Source organism: Streptomyces sp. Root1304, from assembly GCF_001426405.1.
Classification (GTDB): Bacteria; Actinomycetota; Actinomycetes; order Streptomycetales; family Streptomycetaceae; genus Streptomyces.
In genome coordinates, this window is the sequence record NZ_LMEP01000006.1 from 156,912 (window position 1) to 182,610 (window position 25,699).

The 25,699-nt window shown below is 68.0% G+C and carries 11 protein-coding genes; 3 read left to right on the forward strand and 8 right to left on the reverse strand.

Features of this window, described 5'->3' with window-relative positions:
- Positions 1-79: 79 nt before the first annotated feature.
- Positions 80-1,000 carry a VCBS repeat-containing protein gene (locus ASD33_RS11140; RefSeq protein ID WP_056557402.1) on the forward strand — a complete coding sequence of 307 codons (921 nt, stop codon included), beginning with the start codon at positions 80-82 and terminating at the stop codon, positions 998-1,000.
- A 95-nt stretch (positions 1,001-1,095) separates the two neighbouring features.
- On the opposite strand, the gene acnA is transcribed toward ASD33_RS11140, so the two are convergent.
- Together acnA and ASD33_RS11150 are read right to left on the reverse strand one after the other, a co-directional pair.
- Positions 1,096-3,813, reverse strand: a complete 2,718-nt coding sequence (gene acnA, locus ASD33_RS11145; RefSeq protein ID WP_056557404.1) for an aconitate hydratase AcnA — start codon at positions 3,811-3,813, stop codon at positions 1,096-1,098.
- 268 nt (positions 3,814-4,081) lie between these two features.
- Positions 4,082-4,972 carry an aminoglycoside phosphotransferase family protein gene (locus tag ASD33_RS11150; RefSeq protein WP_056557406.1) on the reverse strand — a complete coding sequence of 297 codons (891 nt, stop codon included), beginning with the start codon at positions 4,970-4,972 and terminating at the stop codon, positions 4,082-4,084.
- Between the two features lie 247 nt (positions 4,973-5,219).
- Between ASD33_RS11150 and ASD33_RS11155 the strand changes: the two genes are divergently transcribed.
- Both ASD33_RS11155 and ASD33_RS11160 read left to right on the forward strand, forming a co-directional pair.
- Complete coding sequence (locus ASD33_RS11155) at positions 5,220-5,576, forward strand: VOC family protein (RefSeq protein WP_056557408.1); 357 nt, start codon at positions 5,220-5,222, stop codon at positions 5,574-5,576.
- 51 nt (positions 5,577-5,627) lie between these two features.
- The gene (locus ASD33_RS11160; protein ID WP_056557411.1) at positions 5,628-7,157 is read left to right on the forward strand and encodes a UDP-N-acetylglucosamine 1-carboxyvinyltransferase; all 1,530 of its coding nucleotides are present in this window, start codon (positions 5,628-5,630) and stop codon (positions 7,155-7,157) included.
- Positions 7,158-7,878: 721 nt separating this feature from the next.
- On the opposite strand, the gene ASD33_RS36240 is transcribed toward ASD33_RS11160, so the two are convergent.
- The 6 genes from ASD33_RS36240 to ASD33_RS11190 form a co-directional block, all read right to left on the reverse strand.
- Entirely contained in the window at positions 7,879-13,572 is a 5,694-nt protein-coding gene (locus ASD33_RS36240) for a hypothetical protein (protein ID WP_056557413.1), read from the reverse strand.
- On the reverse strand, positions 13,572-15,218 hold the full coding sequence (locus tag ASD33_RS11170; protein ID WP_056557415.1) for a hypothetical protein: 1,647 nt from the start codon (positions 15,216-15,218) through the stop codon (positions 13,572-13,574). The genes ASD33_RS36240 and ASD33_RS11170 overlap by 1 nt, the downstream gene beginning before the upstream one ends.
- A complete protein-coding gene (locus ASD33_RS11175; protein WP_056557417.1) occupies positions 15,209-19,603 on the reverse strand; it encodes a serine/threonine protein kinase in 4,395 nt (1,464 codons plus the stop codon). Before ASD33_RS11175 ends, ASD33_RS11170 begins: the two co-directional genes overlap by 10 nt.
- Positions 19,603-21,027 carry a hypothetical protein gene (locus tag ASD33_RS11180; protein ID WP_056557419.1) on the reverse strand — a complete coding sequence of 475 codons (1,425 nt, stop codon included), beginning with the start codon at positions 21,025-21,027 and terminating at the stop codon, positions 19,603-19,605. The genes ASD33_RS11175 and ASD33_RS11180 overlap by 1 nt, the downstream gene beginning before the upstream one ends.
- Positions 21,024-23,180: an N-6 DNA methylase gene (locus tag ASD33_RS11185; RefSeq protein ID WP_199863503.1), complete on the reverse strand. Its 2,157-nt coding sequence runs from the start codon at positions 23,178-23,180 to the stop codon at positions 21,024-21,026. Before ASD33_RS11185 ends, ASD33_RS11180 begins: the two co-directional genes overlap by 4 nt.
- Positions 23,181-23,437: 257 nt before the next feature.
- Positions 23,438-25,549: an AIPR family protein gene (locus ASD33_RS11190; protein WP_242426901.1), complete on the reverse strand. Its 2,112-nt coding sequence runs from the start codon at positions 25,547-25,549 to the stop codon at positions 23,438-23,440.
- Between the last annotated feature and the right edge of the window lie 150 nt (positions 25,550-25,699).

Consider the following 25,699-nt stretch of genomic DNA (forward strand, 5'->3'; position numbering starts at 1 on the left):
TAGGGGTCCCACCGCTTCCCTCCCTCGTGACGGACGCGCGGTGGGACCTGCCTCATTCCACTCGGATCTGGAGTACTACGTGGCCAAGTCTTCTGGCCTGAAGCGCACGGGCATCCTGTCCCGCGTCACCGTCGCTGCGATAACCGCTGCCCTCGTGGGCACCACCACGGCCGCGGTGGCGGCCGACGCGCCGCAGCGTTCCGCACAGTCCGCCACCACCGAGTCGGCGCCGCGCGCCGGCGCGTTCGCCGCGACGACCGCAACGGTCGCGACGCCCGCCAACTCGCTGTACGGCGCCACCAACTACGGCAACCTGTACCGCTACGACCTCGACGGCAACGGCGGCTTCAAGGCCGCCGTGTCGAGCGGCTCCGGCTGGCAGTACAGCAAGTTCATCACCCAGGCGGACCAGAACTCGGACGGCCGCTCCGACGGCCTCTGGTACGTCGAGAACAACCGTCTCGCGTACATGAAGTTCAGCAGCACCCCGCGTGACATCGGCGGCGGCTGGGGCGTGTACAACCGCGTCTTCTCCGCCGGCAACAACGGCGGCGCGGCCGCGGACGACCTGATCGCCCGCGACAGCGCCGGCGTGCTGTACCTGTACCTGGGTTACGGCAACGGCAACCTGGCGCCCCGCACCCGCATCGGTGGCGGCTGGCAGATCTACAACCAGATGACCGGCAAGGGCGACATGACGGGGGACGGCAAGGCCGACCTCATCACGCGTGACAACGCGGGCAACCTGTACCTCTTCAAGGGCACGGGCAACTACAAGATCCCGTTCGGCGGCCGCGCCAAGATCGGCGCCGGCTTCCAGATCTACAACAGCCTGCTCTCCGTCGGTGACGTCAACTTCGACGGCAACGCGGACCTGCTGGCCCGTGACAGCGCCGGCGCGCTGTGGCTGTTCAAGGGCACGGGCAACGCCTCCTCGCCCTTCTTCGGCCGCGTGAAGGTCGGCTCGGGCGGCTGGAACGGCTTCCGCGCCATGTTCTAGTCGTGCCGCCCGGCCCTCCGGCCGGTGACACACGAGCGGGCCCCGCTCCTCTTCCGAGGAGCGGGGCCCGTTTCGTACGACCGGATCAGAGCGTGTCAGCCGCGGATCAGGTTGCGGAGCACGTACTGCATGATGCCGCCGTTGCGGTAGTAGTCCGCCTCACCGGGGGTGTCGATGCGGACGACCGCGTCGAACTCGACACCGGTGTCGGTGGTGACCTTGACCGTGCTCGGCGTGGTGCCCTCGTTCAGCTCCGTGACGCCCGCGATGGAGAAGGTCTCCTCGCCGGTCAGACCGAGCGAGTCGGCCGACTGGCCGGCCGGGAACTGGAGCGGCAGGACGCCCATGCCGATGAGGTTCGAGCGGTGGATGCGCTCGTACGACTCGGTGATGACGGCCTTGACGCCGAGGAGCGCGGTGCCCTTGGCGGCCCAGTCGCGGGACGAGCCGGAGCCGTACTCCTTGCCGCCCAGGATGACCAGCGGGGTGCCGGCGGCCTGGTAGTTCTGCGAGGCGTCGTAGATGAACGACACCGGCGCGTCCGCCTGGGTGAAGTCGCGGGTGAAGCCGCCCTCGGTGCCCGGCGCGATCTGGTTGCGCAGGCGGATGTTGGCGAAGGTGCCGCGGATCATGACCTCGTGGTTGCCTCGGCGCGAGCCGTAGGAGTTGAAGTCACGACGCTCCACACCGTGCTCGGTGAGGTACTTGCCAGCCGGGGTGTCGGCCTTGATGGCACCGGCCGGGGAGATGTGGTCGGTGGTGACCGAGTCGCCCAGCTTCGCCAGCACGCGGGCGCCGGTGATGTCGGAGACCGGGGTGGTCTCCATCGTCATGCCCTCGAAGTACGGGGGCTTCCGCACGTAGGTGGACTCGGCGTCCCACTCGAAGGTGTTGCCGGTCGGGATCGAGAGCGCCTGCCACTGGGCGTCGCCCGCGAAGACGTCCTGGTAGGACTTGTTGAACATGTCCTCGCCGATGGCGTTGGCGACGACGTCGTTGACCTCGGCCTCCGACGGCCAGATGTCGGCCAGGTAGACGGGCTTGCCGTCCTGGTCGACGCCGAGGGCGTCCTTGGTGATGTCCACCTTCATGGAGCCCGCGAGGGCGTACGCGACGACCAGCGGCGGGGAGGCCAGGTAGTTCATCTTGACGTCGGGGTTGATGCGACCCTCGAAGTTGCGGTTGCCCGAGAGCACCGAGGTCACGGCGAGGTCGTGCTCGTTGACGGCCTTGGAGACCTCCTCCGGCAGCGGGCCGGAGTTGCCGATGCAGGTGGTGCAGCCGTAACCGACGAGGTTGAAGCCGACCTTGTCGAGGTACGGGGTGAGACCCGCCTTGTCGAAGTAGTCGGTGACGACCTTCGAGCCCGGGGCGAGGGTGGTCTTGACCCACGGCTTGCGGGTCAGGCCCTTCTCGGTGGCCTTCTTCGCGACGAGCGCGGCGGCGACCATCACGTAGGGGTTCGAGGTGTTGGTGCAGGAGGTGATCGCGGCGACGGTGACGGCGCCGTGGTCGATCTCGTACGTCGAGCCGTCGGGGGCGGTCACCTGGACCGGCTTCGACGGGGCGCCGTTCGGGTGGTTCGCCGGGGCGTCGGAGGCCGGGAAGGACTCCTTGCCCGCCTCGTCGACCTCGTCGACGTAGTTGCGCACGTCCTGGGCGAACTGCGCGGCGGCGTTCGCGAGGACGATGCGGTCCTGCGGGCGCTTCGGGCCGGCGATGGAGGGAACGACCGTGGAGAGGTCGAGCTCCAGCTTCTCGGAGAAGTCGGGCTCGGCGGCCGGGTCGAGCCAGAGGCCCTGCTCCTTGGCGTACGCCTCGACGAGCGCGACCTGCTGCGCGGAGCGGCCGGTCAGCTTGAGGTAGTTCAGCGTCTCGCCGTCGATCGGGAAGACCGCGGCGGTGGAGCCGAACTCCGGCGACATGTTGCCGATGGTGGCGCGGTTCGCGAGCGAGGTGGCGGCGACGCCCTCACCGTAGAACTCGACGAACTTGCCGACGACGCCGTGCTTGCGCAGCATCTCGGTGATCGTGAGGACCAGGTCGGTGGCGGTGGTGCCGGCCGGGAGCTCGCCGGTCAGCTTGAAGCCGACGACGCGCGGGATCAGCATGGAGACCGGCTGGCCGAGCATCGCGGCCTCGGCCTCGATGCCACCGACGCCCCAGCCCAGCACGCCCAGGCCGTTGACCATGGTGGTGTGCGAGTCGGTGCCGACGAGGGTGTCGGGGTACGCCTGGCCGCCCCGGACCATGACCGTACGAGCCAGGTGCTCGATGTTCACCTGGTGGACGATGCCGGTGCCCGGCGGGACGACCTTGAAGTCGTCGAAGGCCGTCTGGCCCCAGCGCAGGAACTGGTAGCGCTCCTTGTTGCGGCCGTACTCCAGCTCGACGTTCTCCGCGAAGGCGGAGTTCGTGCCGAACTTGTCGGCGATGACGGAGTGGTCGATGACCATCTCGGCCGGGGAGAGCGGGTTGATCTTCGCCGGGTCGCCGCCGAGCGCCGCGACGGCCTCACGCATGGTGGCGAGGTCGACGACACAGGGGACGCCGGTGAAGTCCTGCATGATCACGCGGGCCGGCGTGAACTGGATCTCCTGGCTCGGCTGGGCCTGCGAGTCCCAGTTGCCGAGGGCCCGGATGTGGTCGGCGGTGATGTTCGCGCCGTCCTCGGTGCGGAGCAGGTTCTCCAGGAGGACCTTCAGGCTGTAAGGGAGGCGCGCGGAGCCCTCGACCTTGTCCAGCTTGAAGATCTCGTACGACTCGTCGCCCACGCGCAGCGTGCTGCGGGCGTCGAAGCTGTTCGCCGACACGACAGTCTCCTTCATCAATGTGCGCGTATTACCGCCATGCTGCCGCCACGACTCCTCGCCGATCCGCTAAGGTAAGACTTAGTTAGGCAAGCCTTACCGGGTGGGCGGCCATGGTGCGCCGTAAGCAGTTATCTCGATGTCGAGATAACTCTAGTGCATCCCCGCCGCCTGGTCATGCCCGGATCCCCCGAGCCGCGGGTGTGGCGGTGCCGGGTGGCCGTACCCGTTGGGGCGGTCGTCTCCGTCACGGCCTACGACCGGGGCGACGTCACTTCGTCGACTCCAGAATGCGGTCGAGCGTCCGGCGCCCCATTCGACTCATCGTCGGATTGCTCTCGGCGTAGTACCAGACGAGCCCCATCGCCTGTTCGAACGCCCATGCCTTGCCGCGCTCCCACTCCAGATCGTCACAGGCCAGTGTCCGCCGGAGCACTTCCCGGGGGCCCGCCTGCAACAGGTGCCAGGCGCTGACCAGATCCAGCGCGGGGTCAGCCGGGCCGAATCCGCCGGTGTCGAGGACGCCGCCGAGCCGGTCTCCCGCGACGAGCACATTGCCGGGAATCAGGTCGCCGTGGCTCATCACGTCGGGACTCGTGCGCGGCAGCTCCCGGAAGCGGCTCCACGATCGGCGCAGCCGGGGCACGTCGAGCAGCCCCTCACTCTCCTCGAAGCACTTCTCCATCCAGGCATCGTGGTGAGCGAGAACGCCGCCGCGATTGTCACCGCCGAAAAGCCGACCCCGCGTCTCGGCTCCCCGCAGGGCCGCGATGAAGGCCGCAAGGTCCTCGGCGAAAGCGTCCGACCCACTCGGGTCGGCATCAAAGGCGACCGTTCCCGGCAGCCACGTCTGGACCGACCACGGCATGGGGTAACCCGCTCCAGGCTTTCCCAGGGCGACGGGTTCCGGAACGGGGAACCGAGACACCTGTGCCAGCTCCGCGCTCGCCCGGGCTTCCCGTTCCAGAACCGCCAGCGCCTCCGCGGCATCGGTCAGACGCAGCGGGAATCGCGCGGAGAGGTCGTCCCCGATGCGGAAGACGGCGTGGACCGTCCCGGTCGACGACAGGAGTCGGATCGCCTTGCCGCTCCACTGAGGGAACTGTTCCTGGAGCAAGGTCGCAACGATGTCGGTGGTCACGTCCACTTGGTCATCGTGCATGGTCAATCTCGCAGGCCCTTCCACTGGTCCAGTTCGAAACGACGGAAGCAGTCCAGATCAACTGAGACGACAGCCAGTATTCAGACGCCGGGGTCCGGATCAACTGAGTTTCTTCGGCCACCCAGGTGTCTCGACCGTTCTGGTCGCCCCAGGTCACAGCCGCGGGGGAATCCGCCCGGCGCCGGCGAGGCACCCGTACGGCCGCCGACGCGTTGCCGGGGCCCCGGGGTCCGCCGACGATCGGAGCATGTTCAGTGGCGCGCATGTGATCCTCTACACCCGGGACGCGGAGGCCGACCGCGCGTTCCTCAGGGACGTCTTCGGATTCGAGCACGTGGACGCCGGGGGCGGCTGGCTCGTCTTCCGGCTGCCGCCCGCCGAGATCGCCGTCCATCCCACGACGGACGAACCCCGGCACGAGGTCTACCTCATGTGCGAGGACCTCACCCGGACCCTGACGGAGCTGGAGGACCGGGGCGCCGAGATCTCACGCGCCATCACCGAGCAGCGCTGGGGCCTGCTCGCGGCCGTACGGCTGCCGAGCGGCACCGAACTCCCCCTGTACGAACCGCATCACCCCACCGCGCACGACCTCTCACCCTGACGGCCCACCCCAACGGCGAGCCTCATCTCATATCTGAGATAACGTGACGCCATGGCAGACGACTACCTCGTACGCATCGGCAAGCTCATCCGTGACGCCCGTCAGCACCGGGGCTGGACACAGACGCAGCTCGCCGAGGCACTGGCCACGAGCCAGAGCGCCGTCAACCGGATCGAGCGCGGCAACCAGAACATCACCCTTGAGATGATCGCCCGGATCGGCGAGGCCCTCGACAGCGAGATCGTGTCGCTGGGCTACGCGGGCCCCATGCACCTCAGGGTCGTCGGCCGCCGCCGGCTCTCCGGCGCGATCGACGTCAAGACCAGCAAGAACGCCTGCGTCGCGCTGCTCTGTGCCTCCCTCCTCAACAAGGGCCGCACCGTCCTGCGCCGGGTCGCCCGCATCGAGGAGGTCTTCCGCCTCCTGGAGGTCCTGGGCTCCATCGGCGTCCGCACCCGCTGGATCAACGACGGCGTCGACCTGGAGATCGTGCCGCCCGCCGAGCTGGACATGGAGTCCATCGACGCCGAGGCCGCGATCCGCACCCGCTCGATCATCATGTTCCTCGGCCCGCTGCTGCACCGCATGGACCGCTTCAAGCTGCCGTACGCCGGAGGCTGCGACCTCGGTACGCGCACGATCGAGCCGCACATGATCGCGCTGCGCCGCTTCGGCCTGGAAGTCACCGCCACCGAGGGCATCTACCACGCCGAGGTCGAGCGCTCGGCCTCCCCCGACCGCCCGATCGTGCTGACCGAGCGCGGCGACACGGTCACCGAGAACGCCCTCCTGGCGGCCGCCCGCCACGACGGCGTGACCGTCATCCGCAACGCCTCCTCCAACTACATGGTCCAGGACCTGTGCTTCTTCCTGGAGGCGCTCGGCGTCCGGGTCGACGGCATCGGCACCACGACCCTGACCGTGCACGGCGTCCCCCAGATCGACGTGGACGTCGACTACTCCCCCTCCGAGGACCCGGTCGAGGCCATGAGCCTGGTCGCGGCCGCGGTGGTGACGGAGTCGGAACTGACGATCCGCCGGGTCCCGATCGAGTTCATGGAGATCGAGCTCGCGGTCCTGGAGGAGATGGGCCTCGACCACGACCGCTCGGCGGAGTACGCGGCGGACAACGGCCGCACCCGCCTGGTCGACCTGACGGTCCGCCCCTCCAAGCTGGAGGCGCCGATCGACAAGATCCACCCGATGCCGTTCCCCGGCCTGAACATCGACAACGTCCCCTTCTTCGCGGCCATCGCGGCCACGGCCCAGGGCAAGACCCTCATCCACGACTGGGTCTACGACAACCGCGCGATCTACCTCACCGACCTCAACCGCCTCGGCGGCCGCCTCCAGCTCCTGGACCCCCACCGCGTCCTGGTCGAGGGCCCCACCCGCTGGCGCGCCGCCGAGATGATGTGCCCCCCGGCCCTGCGCCCGGCGGTGGTCGTCCTCCTCGCGATGATGGCGGCGGAGGGCACGTCGGTCCTGCGGAACGTGTACGTCATCAACCGGGGCTACGAGGACCTGGCGGAGCGTCTGAACTCGATCGGGGCGCAGATCGAGATCTTCCGGGACATCTGACCGACGAGGTGTCGTGCCCCTTAGGAGCAAGGGGCACGACACCTCAACATGCGAGCTGACCTGCGAATATCTGCCTTCACAGTCCTCCACTGATCACTGTTGTTTTTCAGCACCTTGTGCAACGCACGTGCAAGATGATCTTGAATGGTTGACGGTACGTCAGAAACATCTGAGCATCCGTCAGTCTTCACGGAGAGTGGTCGCTGAAGTGACCTCGCAACGTCCGATGTCGGTCGTGTCACGCCGACCACGTCTGGTCGACGAGGTGAACCGGCATCTGCCCGACGTCTCCGACCTCGCAACGCAGCCTGGGGTTGGCGCTGCGCACAGAGCGGACCCTGCGCCCGCCCCTGAGACCGAGGGCGCCGGCAAGATACTGTCCGGCTACCGTAAACATCTGGCCCCCGCCAAGATCCGGGCCGCCCGCCCCCGTAGGGCCGGGCCCTCCACCCCAAATGCCTTGCGCGAGATACTCGCCACCCTCGGCCAGACCGACGCCGTGGAGACCAAAGCAGGGCGCCTGGTAACCCCCTGGCGGCGTGCGCTCAAGCGAAACGACAAAGTGGCCATGCTCTATATACCACCTCAGCCACCTGCCCTGTGCGGGCCATCCGCGCTGCTCGTCGCGCTGAACACCAGGGGCGCACTGATGAGCCGCTGATGACCCTGAAGTCCGCCGGTCACTCCTTCGAAGTCCGACTCTGGGCGACGTGCTGCCAGCTCACTGTCTGCCCGTCGCAGTCTTCGTCCCTCCGCCATGCTGGGTCACCCGAGGGCGGCATCGCATTCGGACGGCTCCGTGAGTGAACGCCGGGTCAGTGGACTTACTCGCCCACACGTACGCCTCGCCGGGCTGAAGCTGCGCCATCTGCTCAGAACGCAGGTTGGCGAAGGCGGTGTTTGCCTTCTGGAGGTGCTTCAACCAGGCCGGCGAGGTGAACTTGTGCAGGATGACATGGTCGGATAGTTCGATCAGGGAGATCGGTACGGAGGGCGGGTCCTGGCTGGCGACCAAGATACTCATTCCCTTGTGGCGCATCTCGCGGACAGTCTCGACTAGGCCAGCGACCAGGTCTGGGCTGTCGATGTACTTGTGCGCTTCGTCGAAGACGACCAGCTTGTTGAAGTGTTCGTCCCCGCTGCGCGCCTCGGCGAAGAGCTGCATCAGGACGACGAAAAGACCGAGTGCTTCGTCCTTCTCGATGTACTCGTCGCGGAGGTCAACAATGATCAGTCGGCCGGGTCGTATGAGGCTGGTGAGCCGGGCATTGTCGTCGATGTAGTCCTCGGCGAGGTTGAGCCGCTCCTGGGCCAGTTGCTTGACGTGGTCGGGCATACCGGAATCGGCCACGCCCTGCCGGATGACGCCGAGATTCAGGTCGTTGCGGTTCGACTTCATGATGCGAGTCAGCTGCCGGATGTACGTTGACTGGTTGCCAACCGCTCCCATGAGAAAGCGCCAGTGGGATGCCTGAAGTTCAGCGGAGGAGAAGGCGAGCGGCTGGACGTCGATGCCGGGGAATTCCCGTCGGCGGTCAGCGACCTGGTCGGCGGGGGCGAGTAGCAGCACGTCCGACAGCGCTTGGGGGGCGGCTCCGTAGCGCTCCTTCAGGACCTGGAGCTGCGCCTGGTCATCATTTGGGCGCGCCATCGAAGTGAACTCCGGTGCGTAGTCCATGGTGCGGCTGTAGTGGAACACCACGGTCGCGAGAGGGCGGGGAAGTTCGTTGACCGGCGGTGCGGGCAGCGAGGCCATCTCGATGATGCTGCCCAGGGTGTAGCTCTTGCCGCCTCCTTGTACGCCGAAGAGGCTGATGGTGTGGGTTTCGTCGAGATCAACCGCGACTTTCCGGCCGGCTACTTCGCCGAGTACACCGTGTTGCGGAGAGGGGCGGGTGACGCCGAGGAAGATTTCAGGGAGGCCACCTGGTGAATCCGATCCCGGTGTGACAGAGGTGGGCTGGGCATCGATGGTCGGCGACTCGTGGAAGCCCTGACTTTCAGGGACGGTGCCCGTCCGCAGCGGATTTCCGGTACCGCCCGGAGGAGGAGCAGCCGATGAGGTTCCTTCCGAAGAGGGAGACACCGGGACTGCCCCCGCCACGTCGGAAGCAGGCACGGTCAAAGTTGCCACGGACTGGGCCGGACCTGTCTCACGGCCCGCACGCTCAGGTGCGGTGAGTGGCGTGTTCTCGTTGCCGTTCGCGACCTCGTCCGTGTCGAGGATGGTCGCCGCCTTGCCCCCACCGGCCTGCCCGCGGTCTCCCTCCTGGGCATCTTTGGCATCCCGCTGGTCCTGTACGTCAGGTGCCCGGAACTCGGCGTCGGGGAGCCGTGGCACAGCCAACTGCGACAGTGCCAGGGTGGGAGCGGTGGCCGCTCCGTCCTCCTCCTGCTCCTCAACGGCTTGGTCAGTGGGCGCGGGTACACCCTGCCGAACAGTGGGAATCGCATTGATCAGCTCGGTGATCAGATCGCTGCCGATGCGGTGGAACTCCACCTCGTCGTCAAGTTCGCGGTCGGTTCCCTCGCGGGCGAGGTCGAAGATCAGGCCGCTGCGGGTGAAGTGGAGGGTGTAGCCGTCGTCGAGGCTGTCGAGCAGGGCGTGGGCCGCCGTCCTGGGGGCGTGCCCCATGGTCCCGTGGCGTGCCGCCCGCTCCAGGTAGAAGCGGAGCATAGAGCCGAGAGCCAGGTTCTTGACCGGTCGGTCCACCCGGTCTGGGGTGATGTGGGCCGGATCGAAGGAGTCGATGAGGACGGTCTGGCTCCGTCCGAGCTGCTGGATGACCTTGGTCTTGAGGCGCTGGTAGGCGCCGATGTCATCGAGCGCGGTGTAGCACTTGACCTCGACGAGGCGGCAGGTGATGGTCCGGGTCCGCGCGTCGAGATGGAACAGGGCGAGGTCGCTGCGCTGGAAGGAGAGGGCGTCGCCGAGTTCCCGGGCCTGACGGCGGACTTCGGCGTACAGCTCGGGGTGGGCGTCCAGGGGGACGACGATCTGATTGCGCAGTGCGTCCTGGTAGTCCAGGTAGAGACGGGCCAGGGCCAGGCCGAGCACTTCGGTGCGCTGGGTGGGGGCGGTGGAGGCCAGCTTGAAGGCGAGGTTGCCGGAGAGCAGGCGCAGTTGCTCGAAGAAGGTGTTGAGGTGGCGCTGTTCGACGTCGAGCCCGTGCTGCTGGGCGGTCGGTCCGAGCAGGGTGCGCAGTTCGTCGACCGAGTTCGAGCTGACCATGATCTGGTGGCCGAGGCCGCTGTCCAGCGAGGGCGCGTAGTCGATGACGTACTCGGGTCGGTCGTGTTGTCCGGCGTGGTCGAAGTACTCCAGGCCCAGGGTCCTGTCGATGGTGACGACCCAGTCGCTGACCTGGTGGGCCTGGTAGAGCAGGGCCCGGTCGGTGTTGTCGAGGGAAAGAACGGTGCACGGCACATGGCGTGGCGCCTGTCCCGCGGTGGCGACGTTGGCCGCGGCGCCGGCGAGGAGTCCGGGCAGTCGGCTCAGGAGCGTGGCAAGGTCCTCCGCGTCCTCGGCGGGCAGGGCGATGCCGTGGCGTGGCATGGTCCGCCACACGATCTGCTGCTCGTTGTCCTCGTAAGTGGAGGACGTCGGCTGTACCAGGCCGTGAACCGGGGCGTGCGCGATGTCGTGGCGTGCGACGGAACCGTGCTGTTCCCCGCCGAAGGCGTCGATGAGCACGGTCAGATGGGCGTCGAACTCGGCTCCGGGTTCGCTGAACTCCTCCACTGAGCGGACGGAGTAGACGAGTTTCGCGCTCCGGGTGCCTTCCGCGGCGTGCAGGAACGCCTCCGCCTCGGTGGAGGTGAACTGACTCTGCGCGCTGATCAATTCACCCAGCGCCGCACCAGATTCAGGGGCTTCCGGGTCGGACACACACAGGCGAATGTCGTAGGTGAGGCCCCGGGTGGGGGTGCGGCGCTGCAGTTCGAGGAGGGCGTCGGCGACGATCTCCGCGCGGCCAGCGTTGACGACGTTCATGACCAGGGTGCGGACGTACGGGTGGAGACGTACGTACCGCTCGATCCGGTCGGCGAGCGCCGTACCGGACAACGCGCCGGCTCCGCCTGCAGCGCGGGGGCCGGCGGCCGGGAGGTGCAGCGCTGTGGTGAGCCGGCCGAGCAGGCCACGGGGGTCGGCGGTCTCGCTGGGCAGGTAGGCGGCCCAGTACGGGGTGAGGTTGTCCGCAGCTGTCATGAGTCGGCCGTCCTGGCGCGGGACGGCGAACGGGAAGCCCAAGGGCGAGAGGGCTTGGAGGAAGGAGTCGCGGGCGGCGATGACCCGTCGCTTGTCCTCGCCGACGAGGCGCGCGGCCCAGTCCCGGCCCAGGGCCGACCAGGTCGCCAGCCAGAGTGCGCGGAGGGGGTGCGTCGGGGAGATGAGCAGGACGGTGTCGCGCCCGCCGAGACCGTCGGTGAGGGTGACGGCCGCGCAGTCGGTCTGCTGGATGCGGGCCAGCCCCACCAGCGCGGCGCCCCGGGCGCCCTCACCGGCCCGCTCCGCCTGAAGCGACTGGGCTTCCACCAGTTCCGCGTACGCCTCGGTGTAGGCGACCAGTTCGTCGCGGACCACCTCAAAGTCGACAGCCTCGCTAACCAGGAGCTGATCGCGATCGGCCGGGTCTCCCGCCTGACCACACAGGGCGGCGAAATAGACGTGACGCGTCGCGAGGTAGCGGTCGTAGGCCTCGGCAGCCCGCCCGGTCAGGGCGAGGGACAAGTCCTCCTCGTTCCCCTCGGGGGTCTCGCTGGTGCCGTCGGGGCGCAGTACGAGCCGGCGCAGGGAGGTGTCCTGGGGGCGGGCGAGTAGGTCCTGCTGGAGTTGTACGAGCAGCGGGGAGAGCCGGATCTCTGCGCTTCCCGCCGTGTGGATACGGGCGTTGAGGACGCGCAGGGGGCTGCGCGCCGAAGCGGTCTTCCAGCGGACGTCCGTCAGGTTCACACGGGCCGGATCGTCCCTGGCAGCCAGCGCGTCGAACTGCAGTGAGCGCAGCGCCTGGATGATGCCGTCGTAGCGCCCGGCGCTGCGCTCCGGCGGCTCCTCGGCCTCTCCCTCGGGGACGACGTAGAAGCGTTCGCTCTCGCCGCCGGGCAGGCCGTGCGCACCAGGGGCGATATCCAGAGCGTCACCGACGGCGTCGAGCGGGGTGATTCTGAGGAAGTGCCACCCTTCCTCCCAGTCGATCTTGTTCAGGCGGCGCAGCGGTGCCTTGTAATCGGGCTTGGCCCGGGTCCCCTTGGTGACGTGGGCAATCCGGCCGATCGGCCCGCCGCTCTCCGAGACGATCTCCACGCGGAAGCGGTCGAGACCCTCCACCTTGAGCGGGGACGGTTCGATGGTGAACCGGGGTGCCAGATCGCGGACGCCCTTGTCCCCGGCGAGCAGGTAGGGCTGCCCCACAATGGCTTCGAGTGCTGGGTGGGCCTGTAGCTCCTCGGCGTTGTCGCCGGCGGCGGGCAGACCGAGTTCGCGTACCTCGATGGAGACGGTGGCGCGACGCCGTTCATCGACGCGCCAGTTACCGAAGGAGAGCGACCAGTTCTCCCGGTCGACGACGATACGGCGGGTCCATGTCGCCGGGTCCTCCAGGCCGCAGCGGGTGGCGAATCCCGCTAGCCTGCCGGCGAAGTCCGCGTCGGTCAGACCCAGATCGAGGACGCGCTGGCGCTCCGAGCGGCTGGAGGTAGCGAGTTTGCCGACCAGCTTGCGGTTCCGCTCAGCCCGATCCTTGACGAGCGACGGGTCGGTGTACAGCTCGAAGTCGGGTACCAGGCCGAAGTGGTAGACAGCGGCCCCCGCGGCCTGGGTGCGGTAGTCGTTGGTCCGGAGCGTCAGCAGGTACAGGGCGATGGCACGGTCGCCCGTCCGGTGTCCGGGCCGGTCACGGAGTACGGCGAGCAGCTCGTCGACGCCGGGCCGCAGCCGATCCGGTACTTGGTCGAGAAGGTGGTCGGCCAGCTGCGCGTACGCGTCGCTGAGGGGTACTTCCTCGAAGGTCGCGATACCGAAGGAGTCCTCGGCACTGACCCGGGTGCCCGGGGGGACGAAGACGAGGAGAGGTCCGGGCAGGCTGTTCCCGTTCCCGTAGTCACCTTCGGTGCGGTTGCGGAGCTCGACCAGTTTGGTGCTGGTGACGACGGTGTCGTGGTGCGGCTGTTCGGGAGCGAGGTCGTCGGCGGTGCCCAGGACGCAGACGGTGGCGGTCGGCCCGAGTGCCCCCCGGAGCCGACGGACCAGCGCGGCCGCCAGTTCGGGCTCCACCTCGGTGACCCGCATGCAGTGCCCGGCGCCCCGCTCGCCGACCAGCTTGGCCAGGCGCGGTACGAGGACGCCTTCGAGGGCTTCGCGGAGGTCCTTCGCGGTGGGCTCCGCAAGGCCGGTGCTGGTGCTGGCGCTGCTCATCAGGCCGTCGTCCCCGTCGTCGCGGCCCCGATGGTGTACCGGGGAGTGATGGTCTGCGTCAGATAGGCATCCGACATGTCCTGGTAGTAGCCGATCTCGCGCAGCCGATTGAGGAAAGCCGCCGCATTGGCCCGCAGTGCTGCCTGGTCGTCCAGGTGGGCGCCGGAGAAGCCGTCGCCGTCCGGCAGCTGGTCGATGTGGAGTCCGTACCGTTCGCGCAGCAGAGTGAGGAACTCGTCCACGCGCATGGGGGCGGTACGCAGATTGCCGCTGTCGTCGTCGCCCTCCCTCAGGAGCGACACCTGAAGGAGCACTTCGAGCAGGCGCGCGTCCAGGACGAATCGCCGGACGGCGCTGTCGCGTCTGCCGCGCGGCTGGGCGAGCAGGGCACCGGGCCGGTGCTTGAGCAGCATCGAGTCGAGGCAGTCGATGAAGTAGCTGCGGTAGTAGCTGCCCTTGTAATGCATCAGCATCTCGATGTACTCGTCGAAGGCGTTGAGCCCGAGCTGGGTGATCTGCTTCAGCTCCGGGGGAAGGTCCTTCTCCTCGTCCCGTACGCGGGTGGCGCGCTGGAGGAAGAACGCCTCGCGTTCCTTGGGGTGGGTGGAGAGCCGCCGCAGGACCTCGACCGGGGTGAAGTAGCTCCGGCCGACGGGCGGGGCCAGCTTCTGGCTCTTGACGAGGTCCTCGGAGAACTCGTCGAGCTTCTTGATCTGATAGGTCGCCTGGATGAACCGCGTGATCCGCCCGTACCAAATGCCGGCGCTGCGCTCGGCGAGCGCAGCCGCCGGGGTGCCGGGCACACCCTCGACGTCGACGAAAAGCCGCACGCTGTGCGGGCAGCGGTCCGCCGTCGGCGTGTCCTGATGCCCGGTCCGGCAGGTGGCGGGCGCCGATCCGGCCTCGATCACGGCGGGCAGCAGCTTCATCATCCGCAGGTGGTAGAGGGCCAGGTGAAAGGCGAAGAGGTTCTTCAGGTAGTCCACGAGGACGGTCCGGGGCATGTGGTCCTGGTGGTAAAGCAGCCGCAGGACGTCCCGGCACAGCTGGCGGGCCGGTTCGGCGCACAGGGCGGGGTAGGGGGTGCGGGGGCGGGTGGTGTCGGGCCGGTCCCTCATCTGTCCGCCCGCCTGTTTCACCAGGTGGAGCAGCGCCTGGGTCTCCACGTCGGTGTCCGCCCCCGGGGTGATCTCCGCGGTGGCGCGGTCGACGTCGGAGAAGAAGAACTCGCGGAGCTGGTCCAGGGCCCCCTCGTCGGTGGCGAGCATCTCGTACAGCTGCTCGTCGGCCCCGTACGGGCGGGACTTGCGCTTGTTGCGGAACCGGTGGGTGAGACCGTGCAGCGGCCTGGGGCCGGCCACCGCCTCGGTGGCCTTGCCCCGGTTGACCATGTCGAGGAGATGGGTGGAGGCCCACCGGGTGGTGGTCTCCCGGTCGAAGCCGTCGAAGACTTCCGGGTGGTCCAGGAACAGCTTGACAAAGACGTCGACCTTGAGCTCGTTGGAGCGGTTGATCTTGCTGGGCATGCCCTGGTGCCACAGGCGCGCGAGCAGCCCGGTCAGGACACGGTCCATGTCCAGTGTCTTGTAGTCGAGCCGGCTGATGCCGGGGTGGTGGAACGTCCCCAGGGAACCGCTCAGCGCCATGTCGTCTCCTCCGCCCTCGCGACGTCCCCTGCGATGCCGGCCGCCATGCCCGCGACAGCCGGACCGTCGTCATCCGCACCGCTGTGGTCGTCGCCGGACCGTGCTGTCAGTTCTTCCATGTGCAGGACGGAGTCCTCGGTGCGGTAGATCCGTCGCAGGTCGTGTCCGTGTGTGGTGAGCAGGATCTCCTGGTACGGCACGGCCGCCAGCCGGTTCTTGAACACGGCGAGGGCGAGCTGCTGCCCTTGCAGGTCGGTCACGGACGGCCGGTAGCCGCGCTCGAACCGCTGGAGAAGCTCGAACAGGTCGAGCCGGATATCGAGTTCGGCCGTGCCGCCCTGGCTGCCAGCCGGATCCCGGTAACTCAGCCGCAGCGAGGTGCGCCCCGACTCGATGTACGGCGAGGCCGCCGCGTTACCTGGTTCGAGCCGGAACCCTTCTGCGGGGAAGCGGCGGAAGGTACGGATGGTGCCGCCGGGTACGTCGCGCACCTTCAGCGCGAGGGCATCGCCGATCCGCTCGGGGGCCACGAGTCCCTCACCACGGTTGAGCGCCTGCAGGATCCGGTCCCGCTCCTTGGTGCCCGTCTGCGCTGCGCGGGACAACAGCGCCATGAAGTGCAGCGCCGACGGGTACGGCAGCATCCGCTCCGCACGGTCCTCGTCGTGGAGTTCGAAATAGAGCAGGCGGCGGGCCGCGTCCACGTAGTGGCGGTGGGCAGCTGCCTGGGAGACGCGTTCGGTGACCGACCGGCCGAGCTGCTCGAACGCGCCGCGCAGCAGTACGCGATCGCGGTCGCCGCGCCCGTCGACCGCGACCAGCGCCCGGTCCTCCAGGAGCCCGGCGTAGTCCAGACGACGGTCGAGCTGCGGCTGCGGGACAGCCGCCACATCGGCCTCGCGCAGCAGGGTCAGCAGTCGGTCCCGCTCGCGCTGACTGCCGTCGGCGGCGGCCGGGGCGCCGAGGTGGGCGGAGAAGTAGAAGCCCTCCAGGATCTCCTGACCGGAACCGGCCGCGTACAGCTGGTGGATCTCGGCGCAGTCGCGGCCCGAGGTGAGGGTGTATGCGAGCGCGGAGCGCAGGTCGCGCAGAGTGATGTGGAGCCTTCCGCGCAGCTGGGTCACTTCGTAAAGGCGGCGCAGACGACGCGCGGCCTGCGGGCCGGCGGCGGGGTGCTGGAAGGTCTGGGCGTTGTGCCGGGCGTAGCAGGTGGCGGCCAGGTCGCAGCGCTCACAGTCCTCCCAGAACCGATCGTGTGTCATCCGGTCGAGCATGCGCTCCAGGAGCGATTCGCCGTCCTGCGGTTCGCCGTCGGCGTCGAGGGAACGAGCCGCGACATCACGTGCGTTGAGGTTGACGACGGCGACGGCCTGTCCGGTGTCCCGGCCCGCCAGGCCGAGGTTGGCCACCTTGGCGAGGTGCGGGAAGCGGTCGTGGTGGTGGCTGAGGAAGTCGACCAGACGCCCCTCGTTGATGGCGATCAACCGGGTTTCCCCCGCGACCTGCCACGCCGATGCGTCGGCCCCGGCGAAGGGTGCGAAGAACTCCTCCAGTACGTCGTCGCCGCTGACCTCACCCTCGTCCTGGCTGCCGTCGTGGTTGGTGCGGAACCGGTGCCCGGCCAGAGTGAAGTCGCTGCCGTTGGCCCGGCGGGGCCCGAACTCGGCGCCGAGCGTGCGCGCCTGGCGTTCGAACCGCTCCAGGAAGGCCGTCTTGCCGTCGCCCGCGTTACCGGTCACCACGACCAGCGCGTGCCGGCCTTCCCGTAGCGCGGGCACGAGCTCCCGGTCCAGGGCCGTCTCGACGTACACGGACATTGTGTGCGGGTCGAGGCCGCGGGTGCCGCGGTTGCTGCGGCGGCTCTGGCTGTACAGCGTCTGCAGGTGGGCCACGAACGGGTTGGTGTTCGGCTCGGGCTCCTGCGGCTCCTGACCGGTGCCGGGTTCCGACGATGGCGCCGGGGGCTGCTCGGCCCGCTCGGACGAGGACGACGGGGCCACAGCCGGTGGTGGCGGCGCGGGGGCGACGCGTGCGGATTCCAGCGCCTCCAACGCGCGCAGCAGTTCCTCGGCCGTGGAGAAGCGCTCCGCCCGGTGCGGGGAGATCGTGCGCAGCATGATCTCGGCGAAGCCGGGCGCCAGGTCACCGAAACCGCTGTACGCGGTGCGCGGGTCCACCGGCGGCACACCGGGCGAGGGCCGCCCGACTCCCTCCCACGGGTACTGCCCGCCGGTCAGCGCCTCGTACAGGGTGACGCCGAGGCCGAACAGGTCGCGGTCGGTGTAGCCGGAGGCGTCGGCAGGCACCTGGTCCAGGTCCGGCGGGCTGTAACGGGGGCTGGTGTAACTGTGGCCCTCGGAGGAGTCGGAGGTCTTGGAGATCCCGAAGTCGATCAGCTTGACGCCGTCGTCGGTCCACAGCAGGTTGCTCGGCTTGATGTCGCAGTGCCACACTCCGCGCTCATGGATGTGGCGCAGCCCGCGCGCGGTGTCGATCGCGAGCCGCAGCACGTCCGCCGCGCCCATCCGGCCGCCGCGGATCACCTCGGCGACATCCTTGCCGTCGACGAACTCGAAGACCAGGTACGGGTACTCGTCCGGCGGCATCAGCCGGTCCGCGTCCACCATCGACACCACATTGGGGTGCGGGGCGTTCTGCAGCCGGTCCAGGACGCCCGCCTCGCGGCGCAGCCGCTCCAGGACGGAGTCCCGGTCCCGCAGGACGAGCTTCACCGCCCGGTCGACGCTCCTTATCGTGTCGTACACCCGGTAGGCCACACCGAACGAGCCGGGACGGCCGAGACGGTGGCGCACCAGGTACTTCGTACCGAGCTGGTGGTCGGCCGGCAGGTCACGGTAGAACTCCGGGCCCCGCGGACCGTCCTGCACGGGCTGCCCGGCGGAGGGCGCAGGAGGAGCCGGGGGAACTGCGGCCGAGGAGCCGATACGCCGGGCCGGAGCCCTCCGCGCTCCCATCACCAGATCCAGGCGGCGCAGCGCCTCCACGGCAGTCGGCCGGTCGTCCGGAGCCGTCGCGCACAACTTCTGTAGCCAGTGGGCCAGTTCGACGCGGACCTCGGCGGCTTCGAGGACCTGCGCAGGGAGCCGCCCTGCCGCATCGGCCTGCTCGGTAGCGGAGGTGAACGGCAGTTCGCCGGTGAGGAGCTGGAACCCGATGACACCGACCGCGTAGATGTCCGACTTCATGCCCATCGCTGCCGGGTCGGCATGGCACTCGGGCGCCAGATACGCGCGATCGGCAACCTGGTACGCCTCCCGCATGACCGTGTGGGCGCGGCGCTGCGCGGTCTTCGCGTACTCGAAACCGGTCAGCATCGCCCGGCCGTCCTGCGCGATCAGCACGGTGGACGGGTTCAACTCGCGGTGCGCGATCAGGCGGCTGTGCGCGTGGGCCAGGCCCATCAGCATGTGACGGATCGTCCGCAACTTCGCGTCGGCGGTCAGCGGGTCTGCAGCCCCGTTCAGGTGCAGGGCGAGGGCGTGCCCCGGAACGTCGTCGTAGACGGTGACGAAGGAGTCCTTGTCCTCGTCGGCGAAGAAGTCCCGCACCCCGACGATGTTCGGGTGCGAGGGCAGCTTGCCGAGCGCCTCGTACGCGATGCCGATCCGCTTCTGCTGCTGGAGCCGCTCGGCCTCCGGCGCGTACGGATCGGCCCTGCGGACGGAGAGCCGGACCGTGCCCGACCCCTGCACCGCGAGGGCGTTCTTCGCCCGGTACTCGCGGTGGACGTCGTCGCCCTCCTCCGGGCCCGTCTCGCTCAGTCGCTCGATCACTTCCCAGCTGCCGAACCGCAGAGGGCCCGACGGCGGCCGGGACGAACCCTGCACTGTGCGCACGATCAGCTCGTGGTGTGCGAAGACGTCCGTGTCGAAGCGGTTGGTCGAGGTGGGTACGCGGCTCACGTCCGCGAGCCGACCGATCAGGTCGGGGAGGGTGACGGTGTCACGGGCGTCGTGCTGGCGGGACGTCCGGTCCACGAGCAGGGCGTCGGGTGCGGGCAGGACGACGAGGGCGTCCGTGTAGAGCCGGGACAGCGGACGATGGGCCGTCTCCAGGAGGGTCTTCAACTGTTTGGCGTGTCCGCGCAGCTTCGGCAGCGGGGAGCGGAACGGCGCCCGGTGAGAGGGCTGCCAGCGGCCGCCGTCGACCTCGATGCGGCCCCGGGTTCCCTTGACGTCGATGACGTACACGGCGTGCCCGGTGACCACGACGATGTCGACCTCGAACAGCTCGTTCCGGTTGTACGGAATCTCGACGGAGTGCAGGACTGTCCAGTCGTCGGGGGCGTGATCACGCAGGTGCGCGATCACCCTCCGCTCGGCATCGTTGACGGCCTCCCCAACAGCAACGATCCTGGCACCCATCAGCCGGCGGCCTCCTCGATGGCGGTGGTGAGCAGCGCGAGGGCCCGATCTTCTAGGATGTCGGCTTGGTCGCGGCATTTGTAGGCGTGGCGGACGGTGGCGGCGATGCGGGCCCGGGCGGCGGGGGGCGCGAGAGGGACGGGAATCTCGTTGCGGAGGTGCTCGTGGATGTCCTGCTGCTTACCGCCCGCGCTCAGAGAGCGGAGCAGGCGAAAGGCCGCCTCGGAGCGAAAGAAGGCGAAGAGGTAAGCACCAGAGATCTCAGGATCGCCACTGACGACGCGGAGGAAGTGCTGGGTGTATACGTACTTGAGCCAACGGCCAGTTACGAGCAGCGGCCGACAGAAGACTTCGTTCTCACCCAGAGTGCCTTGCGCAGCGATCATGATCGTTTCGTCGCCGGCGAAAATGCCAGCAGGAGCGTGAGCAGCGCTGATCCAGCGTCCTTCGGGGCGCAACCAGAAGCCCTGCCGCTGTCCGACGAGTTGGACGCCGTGCTCAGGGTTACTTTCGACCCTGGCAAACCTGGTCCCAGATCCCAGCTGCCCGCCGGAGCAGATGTCACCAAGCCTGGCATTAGGCGCGAGCGCCAGCTTCTCTGCCAACTGACGAGCCCTAGGGGCAAAATTTAGCGCCCGGAGAGACGTCGCCCCCACGCTCGGGACCTCGAACCCGAGATCCCGCTCCTGCTGATGCCAGCGGACATCCATCAGCTCGGGCAGCCCCACGCTCGTGAAGAGGTCCTTCGTCGCGCTGACCGAGGACGACTGGAACTCGGCGCGCAGCCGCGCGCACTCTTCCACCAGGTCGTGGATCTGGCCCTCGAGCTTCGTTCCCAATCGCGGCACCGGCAGCCCCGCGATGTGATGCGGCTCGATGTGCTTCACGGCCGAGCCGTACACCGATCCCCGCACGAGCGACTCGCCGAACTTGCTGAGCAGGAAGGCGTACAGATAGCCGGACTTGATCTTCTCCGGATCGGGCTCGACCTTGACAATATCCTCCGAGGCCCAGTAATCACCCATGTCGGGTCGGACGTACGCCCGCCTTCCTGCGTTAAATCCCGAGCGCGAGATCAAGGTCATTCCAGGCTTGAGCTGGAGATACGACAGGGCTGGCGATTCCGCATCCGACTTACGCAGCCGGGGCAGCCCGGTCAAGTCGGCCGCCATCATGTCCTTGGTGCCGATGAACGGCACGCTGTGCTCAGGATCGGTAAGGAAAACCCGCCGGAACATGGGCCCGCTGAAAATTCCGCCCTTGTGCCCCGCCGTCAGACTCGCCAGCGGCTCAGTCCTCGGCAACTGCTCCAGCAGCTTCCTCGTCTTCATGGACCCCGCCACATACGGCGAGGCATCGAGCCGAAGTCCCTGGTCCGTGAACCAGTCGGACTTCACCGGATTGGACAGCTCGGCAACCTTCACACCCCGACCTCCGTTCCCGCTGAACTGGCCGTACGCGGATCCACACCCGGCACCGGGTACTTCGCCCGGAACTCCCGGTACCTCTCCGCGATCACCGGCAGGTCGTTGTCGATGACCTTCTTGCTACGGGTCAGCGGCCGGGTCACCTCTTTGCCCCGGATACGAAGCCGCTCCATGACGACCTCCGTCTCCACCACGATTTCCCCGTTGGGCTCACGCTTATAGAGGTCGTTGCCACGTCGGTCGAAGCCGACCTTCTCCGCGACGGCCATGAAGACGGGGTACGCCTTCTCCGTCCCAAGGTCGTGGTTCTGGATCTCCTGCCGGGACTTGCGCTTCAGGAAGAGGAGCGTAGTGAGAATGTTGACGTTGGCGTCGACGACGAACGTCTCCACCGGCAGCTCGACGCTTGCGAGTACCCAGCAGTTCCGCAAGATATACCGGCGGATCGCCTCGTCCGTCGGCCCTGGGTTCGACAGGATGCCGTTCGGCAGGACGATTCCGATCCGCCCGCCTGGCTTGACCCACTCGATGGCGCGCTGGATGAACAGCTGCTCCGGCGCCATGCTCGACGGCACGCTGGTTGTGCTCGCCTCGACCGCGCCGGTCTCCTTGTTACGGCCCCACGACCGAGCGATCCCATTACGGAACGAGCCGAGCACCGACTCATCGCTGACCGGGATGTCAGCGCCGAAGGGCGGGTTGGTCAGGAGTACGTCCACGGTGGGCTTGTCGAGCGGGATCCTCTTCTTTGCCGCCTCCACACCCGGGAGGTGTCCCTGCGGGAAGGCGAGCGAGTCCATGTGGAAGACATTCCCTGTGGTCTGCGCCAGGGTCATGATCGCCATGGTTGTCGCACGCACCAGGAACGGGTCGAAGTCGGAGCCGAACAGGTGCTTCTCCGCGTACTCCTTGAGCTTGTCGCCGTACCGCTCCCGCTCCTCCTTCTCGTCCGGGAAGCCGAGCGTGCCGGCCTCCTTCTTCCAGGTCTGGTGCAGGTGCTTGAGGGTGGCCTGGAGGAAGCCGCCGGTGCCGCAGGTCGGGTCGAGGACGGTCTCGTCCTCCTTCGGGTCGAGCATCTCGACCATCAGGTTGACCGCGCCGCGCGGGGTGAAGTACTGGCCCCGGTCACCGCGCAGGTTGGTGCCGACGAGCTCCTGGTAGGCAATGCCCTTGGCGTCGACGTCCGTGCCGATCAGGTCGTACGGGGCAAGCTCGCTGACGATGAAAGCGAGGGCCCGGTCGGAGAGGGTGATCTCGTCGGTGGGCTTGAAGACGTCCTTGTACTCGCTCTTGACGTCCTCGAAGAGCTCCTTGACGCGCTTACTGATGGCCGCGCGCCCGTTCTCGTCGAACATCTCCTTCAGACCGGTGCGGAACCGACCGTGCACGGATCCGTGGCTGACCCGCTCGTCGTACATCTTGGCAAAAAGCAGGTAGAGGAACTGCCAGAAGGCGGCGTCCTTCGGCATGCCCTCGTTGCCGTGGATGTAGTTGTGGCAGCGCCGGAAGGCGATCTTGAGCATCTCCGGGTCGGCCTGGCGCAGCCGCTGGTGCGAGGCGACGGTGCGGCTGCCGAGGGTGCCGTCGGCGATCTCCCAGTCGCTGCGGTCCTCGAAGTCGGCGCCGAAGTCGCCGACCACCTTCTTGAGGAAGAAAAAGTCGACACCGTCGGTCCACATGCCGTCCGCGCACTGCGGACGGTCCTCGTTACCCATCAGCTCCTGGAGCTCCTCCAGGTCCTTCCGGGCCTGGTCGGGCTCGCGGAGCTTGACGACGTTCCTCCCGCGCTTGGGCTCCTGCTTGCAGATCACCACCCGCCGGAGGTTCGCCGTGGTGTGCGGGGCGCCGGACTCGAAGATCGCAATGTCGGCTTTCTTGCTCCGCTTCCGCTTGGCACCCTCCTCACTGACCGTGACGGAGAAGTCGCGCTGCATGTCGCCGGGGTCGATACCGTGCTCGTGTACCAGGGCGCGGGCGATCCGCTGCCGGACCTTCTCCTTCTCCGTCTCCTTGATCGCATCGCCGGAGATGTAGTCGACGACCTGGCCCTCCCCGAGGGCCGTGACCTTGGGCGCGGAGCCCTCCGCGGCAGGCCCCGCGCCATCCTCGGGCTGCTGGGGGATGTCCAGGTCCAAGGTCAGTTCCTCCATCGGCGTGCTGCTTCTTTCCTGTGCTGGGTGGTGCGGGTAGGGGCCTGCGCCCCGGGGCGGTCCGTGCGGGCGCTAACACAGTTGCCACCTGTGATCCTACGGCCCCAGGGGCACCTCCCAAGGCGCGTTCCGCCAGGCCGGAGGGTGCGCGGTCCAGTGTTTCCGGAACCTACAGGGGAGCACTGACAATGCCTGGGCGGAAGCGGACGACAGGGCTGGGCCAGCGGCGCCCCCAGCCTGTTACCTCCTGGCCGCGCTCACTTCTCCGTCGGCTCGTTGCCCTCCCGCAGCCGCACCGCCAGTGCCAGCTCGTCCAGCGACCCCTGACCCGGAACGAACCACCGGATCGGGCCCTGCGCCGCACTGTCCACCCCGGACGCCTCGAAGCGCATCTTCCGCGCGAGGCCACTGGGCGAGTACCACTCGTCGTCCGCGTGCCACTGCAAAGGGTTACGCCCCGCCTCGTTGCTCCACGTCGCCTGGGCCCGCCGCGGATCCGCCGCCAGCCACTCAGTCATCTCGCGGCGCTCCGGCTTGCTGTACGGGCGGAACTCCAGAACCGCGCCCTCCTCGATCTCGCCGGCGGCAACAAGGGTCGTCACTGCGTTCACCTTCCGCCCTCGAGCCTCGGCCGTAGCTACCTGATAGTCCTCGTTGAGCGCCGGCGCCTTCTCCTCGGAGTCGAGCTTGCGCAGGGCCGCACGCACCACTCGCTCGATCCGTTCCGTGTTCCGGACGGCGGCGATGATGTGGCTGGACGTGCCGTACTCATTGTCGATCGCGTCGAGCACCCAGGACAGGGACTCACGGACCAGGCCGGGCACCTTTGCGAGCTCCGTCGCCCAGTCGCACTCCGGGTCCTCGATGGCCCTGGTGTCCAGGCGGCGGTAAACGATGTGGGTGACCAGGAGGTCGCCGTAGAAGGCCGCCGCGTCGGCGCGCCAGACCAGCCCCTCGCGCAGGAGCTGCAGCTGCGCCCGGACCTCGCGGAGAAGCTCGACGCTGCGCCAGACCTTGAAAACGTTCGGTTCGGAGCCAAAGGTCTCCTGGTAGTTGTGGTCCTCCCACAGTCCGGCAAGGTTGTCGTCGCGCTTGGCCACGGCGGCGAGCCGGGCGTTCGGGCTGACGGCAGCGAGCGCCTCGGCGGCCTCGGTGATGGAGCAGCCATGCGCCGAGTCGGGCACCGTCTCGCCGCGCTTCGTGACGTAACTACGTTTGAGGAGCCTGGCGAAGTCCTCGCGGAGCGTGATCTGGCCGGGGTCGAGGGACTTGAAGTCGCGGTCCTCGATCGGGTTCTGCGTGTTCGTGGTGGTGGTCACCTGGTCACCGAAGCCGGGCGGGCAGTCTTCCAGGGAGATCAGGCGCACAAGAACCCGCCCGTCCTGCGCCGCGCCCGTATCCTCGGTGAAGGCCCGGTAGATGGCACTAACCGTCTGCGCGCCGTTGACCACGCTGACGCCGGACAGCTGGAAGTTGCCCACTTTGCCGGGCAGTGCCCGGCCGATCGGCTGGATAGACTCGCACAGCATGGTGATGCCGTTGCTGAAGTACCAGAAGTGCTCCGGCTCCTCCCGCAGAGTCTCCCTGATCTTGGAGTTCACGTCGCTCTCGTCGAGAGAGTCACGGATATTCCGGGCGAAAAGGCCGCGCCGGTGCTCCTCATAGAGATCAGCGAGGTCGGGGACCGTCATGGTGCCGTACATCGCCTTGTACGGCGTTGACTCCTGGCCGAAGCATTCCAACTGCACCTTGGTGTCGATCTTCGGTGCGGCGGACTCGCCGAGAATCGCGCGGTGGAAGTCGCGCAGGTCGAGGACCTTGACTTCAACCATGTCGCGGACGACCTGGTTCTGCTCATCCTGCTTCATCCTGATCAGGTCGCGCACGCCGTCGCTGAGCGGCGCCTCGCGCATCAGGGCGAGCACCATGGTGATCTTCGGAGTGCCGGAATCGTAGGCCCGCTCGATGTCGGGGACGAACGGCTGGAAGCGGCGGTTGAACCGGCCGAAGTTCCGGTCGAGCATCAGGTCCAGACCGTGGAACATCTTGTGTACCTCGGCCTCGCCAAAGCCTCCTTTGTTCTGGTCGCTCCACTTCGCCTGCACCAGACAGATCCGGGAGCGCGTGGTTCCTAAGTCCACGGCGATTGAGTCGAGGCCCTGGTCGTCCTGCCCGTCGAAGACTCGTGTGGCGGCGACCCGGTCACTGCACGGGTGCTCGATCTGCGCGGCCAGCGCGGCCAGACCACGGCTCAGGAGCGCCTGATGACGATTGGCCTCCGACAGGCGCGCCTGGTCCGACATGTCGATGAGGCCGGCGAAACGGTCCTCGATCGCCTTGCGGACGTACCCCACGTGCAGTTTGCTCACGATCCACCCCTGTCAATGCATCAGATCATCAACACCCTATCGGTGGACGGCCCTTGAGAGGGCGTTAAGTCCGTTTCTGGTAGCGGCCTCGTCCGGGCTGGGTGAGGAAGCCTTGACGGGTGAGGCGTCCGAGGCGGCTGCGGGTGATGT